Below are 4780 nucleotides of genomic sequence, written 5' to 3'. Positions count from 1 at the left end.
AATTATAAAAACTCAAAAACTTTTAAAAGAATCCTTACTTGAACTTTTGAAAAGCAATTCATTAAAAGATATAAGTGTAACAGAGATATGCGAACATGCTCTAGTAAATAGAGTTACATTTTATGATCATTTTAATAATAAAGAGGAACTTTTAAACTCTATCATAGACGATATAAAAGAGGATATTATAAAAGAATTGAGAAAAGATAATTCCATATACGATTTCAAAAAGAACTATAGAAAAATATTAGAAAAAGTTATTAATTATTTTGATGATAATAGGCAGTATTTTAATGTATCATTAATAGATTCTAATAATACATTATTATTTGTTTCATCGCTTTATAGAATATTTTTAGAATATTTAGATGAAACTATGAAAAGCGAAAATACTGAAAATACAAAAATTATGTCTCAGTTTTTTTCTGGGGCTTTGGTTTCTGTGATACTTTGCTGGCTTAAAGATGATGATAATAAAAAGATAAAAAAAGAAGATTTGCTCAATAATATATGCATTTTACTTGAAAAATCTTTTAAATAAAATATAATAAGTTTACATAATATTTTTACAATTATATATTGATAATAATTATTTTTTATATATACTAATATACACTATATTATAAAATGAAGTAGGGCAGATTATGGCAAATGTAGGTATTATAGGTGCAGGCGGTTGGGGACTTGCTCTTGCAAATATTTTTTCTGAAAAACATAATATTAAAGTATGGGTTCATAGTGAAGAAAGCTATAAACTATTAAGTACAACTCATAGAAATGATAATTATCTTGAAAATATAGAATTAAATAAAAATATAAACTTCACAATGGATATTTCAGAAGCTGTTAATGATAATGAAATAATCATAATAGTAACACCATCTTTTGCATTTGCTGAAGCGTGCACAAATATAGAACCTTATATAAGTAATGAACAAATACTTGTATCAGCAACTAAAGGGCTTGATAGGAAAACTGGCAAAACTATGAGCGAAGTGGCTAGAAGCATTATATCAGGTGATTTATCAATACTTACACTTTCAGGACCATCTCATGCTGAAGAAGCTGCTAAAGGAGTACCCACTGCTGTAGTTGTAGGCGGGGAGAAAGGAGTTTCTGAATATGTAAGAGACACATTAACTGTTCCTCCAAAGTTTAGAATATATAATTCCACAGATCAGAAAGGTGTTGAAATAGGCGGAGCTTTAAAAAATATTATAGCGATTGCAGGTGGTATAGTAGACGGACTTAATCTTGGAGATAATACTAAGGCTGCACTTATAACAAGAGGACTTCATGAAATAGTAAGATTTGCTCTAAGTAAAGGGGCTAGAATAGACACTATGTACGGACTTTCTGGAATAGGGGATTTGATAGTTACTTGTTCAAGTGCTTTAAGCAGAAACAATAGGCTTGGACGTGAACTTGCAAAAGGCAAGAAGTATGAAGATGTAATAGCAGAAAATCATGGCCAGGTGGCAGAAGGTGTATATGCTGCAACTGCTGCTTATGAGTATGCTCAGAAAAATAATATTTACATGCCTATAACAGAAGCAATATACAATATACTTTTTAATAATGCAAATATACAAAATACTTTAACAGAACTTATGAGTAAAGACGCTAAGAGTGAGGGATTTTTTTAATTAAATTTTTAAATTTTAATCATATCCAGAGACTGCTGAACTACTCCCTTTAATATTACAGATGCCTCTGCATTATTTAAGTCTTTGAACTCAACTATTACATGTGTAATATTATCTATATCTAATACAAATTTTTTATCTTCAGAATCTGGATCTCCAACTTTTACAATACCTCTGTAAACCATCCATCCTTTTAATACTACATTAGCATATCCATTTTCTTTTAAATCAATATTAAATGTAAAATAAGGACTTTTACTTTTATAATATCCAGCCCTGTCTTTTAAAGTAACAGCCTTAGGAATAGAAGTTGTTTCTTTATTATGTACTTCTTCTGACGCGGTAACCATTTGAGTATTAGTACTTTTACAGGATATAAAAGCGAATATTAGAAAAATAATCGGCATATATTTCATACTATATAATATATAAATTATTTTTATAAATTCAAGATTTTTTTATACTTGAAAGAATATAATATTTAATATATTATATATCTACTTTAACATTAAAATAAATAAGGATATGCATTTGATGAAAAAACAATTAGATGAAAATAGAATTAAGGAAGGAGTAGGCGGACAGGCTGTAATAGAAGGTATAATGCTTAGAAATAGAAGCCATTATGTAGTTGCAGTAAGAAAGCCAGACAAACAAATAGATTTTATAAAAGCATCTATTGCTGAAAATAGAAACAGTTTAACTAAAATGCCTTTCATAAGAGGTGTTGTAAACTTTATAGATATGATGAAATTAGGATATAAGACTTTAGTATTCTCAGCAAATACTGCAGGGCTTGAAGAAGATAATAATAAAAAAGATACAAATAAATCAAATACTCAAAAAAATGATGGTTTGGCTATGACTTTAAGTATGCTTGTTTCTTTGGCTTTTGCTGTAGGACTTTTTATAGCTTTACCATATTTCATTACAACTCTTATTGGAATAAATGAAAAAGAACATTTTGTTATTTTTAATTTGGCAAGAGGGGCTATAAAATTAGCTATATTTGTATTATATTTGCTTGTAATATCATTTTTTAAAGATATAAAAAGAGTATTTGAATATCATGGTGCAGAGCATATGGTTGTTAATGCCTATGAACATGGACTTGATCCTGATACTGGAAATATAAGAGATTATACTACTATACACCCTAGATGCGGAACTACTTTTATGTTTTTAGTATTAACAGTTTCAATTCTGCTTTATATGTTTACAAGCTATTTTGTATATACATATATATATGCTTCTTATACTCCGCCTAAAATAATAGGAAATTTAACTGTTTTGGCTATTAATATATTACTTCTTCCTATTGTTTCTGGTATTTCTTATGAGATATTAAAATTGGGTTTTAGATTTTATAATTTCCCTCTTATGAGACTTGCTATATTACCTGGACTTTTACTTCAGAAAATTACTACTAGAAGACCTCAGGACGATGAAATAGAGGTGGCATTATTTGCATTAAGTAAATTATTGGATACATCTGTAGGAAACAGAACAGAAGAAGAAGTACAGGCTGATATGAAAGCTAGTTTAGAAAATAATAATAATACAGCAGAAGAAAAACTATGCATATAAAAAAACGTCTTATAGCAAAAGATGATTATTATGAATATTCTTCAAGCTATATAAGAAAATATATTGTTATAATCGCTATAGCTTTATTTTGTTTACTTTTTACAATTATATTTATACAGGTAAATTATAGAAGTGTACCAGAGAAATCATATATGAGAAATGATACTCCATTATTAGATGTTAATAATCCTATAATAACAAATAATAATGGAATATATTATACAGGAGATTTTGAGAGTATTCCTAAATCTATTCAAATTAATGAAGATATGGTTGAAAATCTGTATTTATATTTATTTCATGATAATCATATAATATTTTGGAAACTTTACAAATATAACTTAAAAAGATATTTTTCATATTATGCCTTTAATATATTAGATGGTGATTCTCAGTCATTTATTATTAAAGAAGATGAAAAAGATTATTTAGATTTTTACGATAATTTCATACGTGCTCAGTTTAGAAAAAGCATTGGAGAATTGTCTTTAGAAATACCTAACTTCTATAATACGAAACTCAATTTAAAAACTTCCATAGATAATATAATAGATACTGAATTCTCTTTTAAGTTTACCAATTTTAGTGCCTCTATGGTAAATTGGGCTGGCAACAGAGCTTTGTATGTATCTTTTTATTATGGACTTCCGTCTGGATATTTGATTGTGCCCGGAAGTGAAAACGCCATCACAGATACAAGTTCTGTTTTGGCAATTAATACTGTGGGTAAAAATCCTTCAAGATATACTCATAATGTAATAGCTGCATTAGCATATACATCATATAACACTGATCCAATACCAATTTTTATTTATGATAGTAAACCTCAGTCTCAAAATTCAAGAATAGTTAAATTTCTATTTAAAAATAAATGGCATATATATAAAAATTTCGATTCTCATGAATATAAAGATGTTATAGATTATTATTCAAAGGAAGAGGGCTTTAGTTTTGTATTTACTGTTACAAGTAATTATTTATATGATGATTTAGGTGGATTCAAAAAAATAGATTTTGAAACTACAAAGGGAGTAATAGACGGATATTTTACTGTAGAAAATGAGCAGTTCAAAATTAATGGAAATGCTGTAAAAGAGTTTGTTCATAGTGTATTTTAATATGGGGGAAAAATGACAGAAAATAAAAAGTTTGTGAGATTATTTGAAATATATACTTCTTTGATACTTGACGGTTTTATATTAAAAAATAAATTTGTAGATGACAACAATATGTCAAAAAGAACTCTTTTAAGAGATATAAAAGAAATAGAAAAATATCTTAGAATAGAATTGAAATCGGAAAAAGATAAATACGTTATAAGCTCTTCAGATTTGAAAAAAATAAAAAAAGGGTTTAACTTTGATGATAATATCAAAAGAAATGTAGATATATTGTTTTCTATTTTTTATTAAAAAAGTTAGCACCAATTTATCTCTTATACCTCGTTCTACAATATCAAAACTACTTCCTCAAAATATAGACGATGATTATTATGATGTTATATTAATAGCAAAATAATGATATCAATAATATATCAGGCGACAGTG

6 protein-coding genes are annotated in these 4780 nt (G+C 27.1%); 5 read left to right on the top strand and 1 reads right to left on the bottom strand.

The window, feature by feature from the left end:
• The first annotated feature begins 1 nt into the window (after position 1).
• Positions 2–541 carry a TetR/AcrR family transcriptional regulator gene (locus KQ44_RS03860; RefSeq protein ID WP_240516462.1) on the top strand — a complete coding sequence of 180 codons (540 nt, stop codon included), beginning with the start codon at positions 2–4 and terminating at the stop codon, positions 539–541.
• Positions 542–644: 103 nt separating this feature from the next.
• On the top strand, positions 645–1646 hold the full coding sequence (locus KQ44_RS03855; RefSeq protein WP_096736314.1) for an NAD(P)H-dependent glycerol-3-phosphate dehydrogenase: 1002 nt from the start codon (positions 645–647) through the stop codon (positions 1644–1646).
• A gap of 8 nt (positions 1647–1654) precedes the next feature.
• On the opposite strand, the gene KQ44_RS03850 is transcribed toward KQ44_RS03855, so the two are convergent.
• Positions 1655–2062, bottom strand: a complete 408-nt coding sequence (locus tag KQ44_RS03850; protein WP_096736313.1) for a hypothetical protein — start codon at positions 2060–2062, stop codon at positions 1655–1657.
• A gap of 118 nt (positions 2063–2180) precedes the next feature.
• Here KQ44_RS03850 and KQ44_RS03845 point away from each other — a divergent pair, with 118 nt between their 5' ends.
• The 3 genes from KQ44_RS03845 to KQ44_RS03835 are packed head-to-tail and all read left to right on the top strand — an operon-like array spanning position 2181 to position 4645.
• Entirely contained in the window at positions 2181–3233 is a 1053-nt protein-coding gene (locus KQ44_RS03845) for a DUF1385 domain-containing protein (protein WP_096736312.1), read from the top strand.
• Positions 3224–4351, top strand: coding sequence for a hypothetical protein (locus KQ44_RS03840; RefSeq protein ID WP_096736311.1), 1128 nt, complete (start codon positions 3224–3226; stop codon positions 4349–4351). Before KQ44_RS03845 ends, KQ44_RS03840 begins: the two co-directional genes overlap by 10 nt.
• 12 nt (positions 4352–4363) lie before the next feature.
• Entirely contained in the window at positions 4364–4645 is a 282-nt protein-coding gene (locus tag KQ44_RS03835; protein WP_240516461.1) for a hypothetical protein, read from the top strand.
• Positions 4646–4780 lie beyond the last annotated feature (135 nt).

The organism is Brachyspira sp. G79 (assembly GCF_002379365.1).
Taxonomy (GTDB): Bacteria; Spirochaetota; Brachyspiria; order Brachyspirales; family Brachyspiraceae; genus Brachyspira.
Note: the sequence above shows the minus strand (reverse complement) of the source record. Positions and strands in the feature narration are given on the sequence as shown.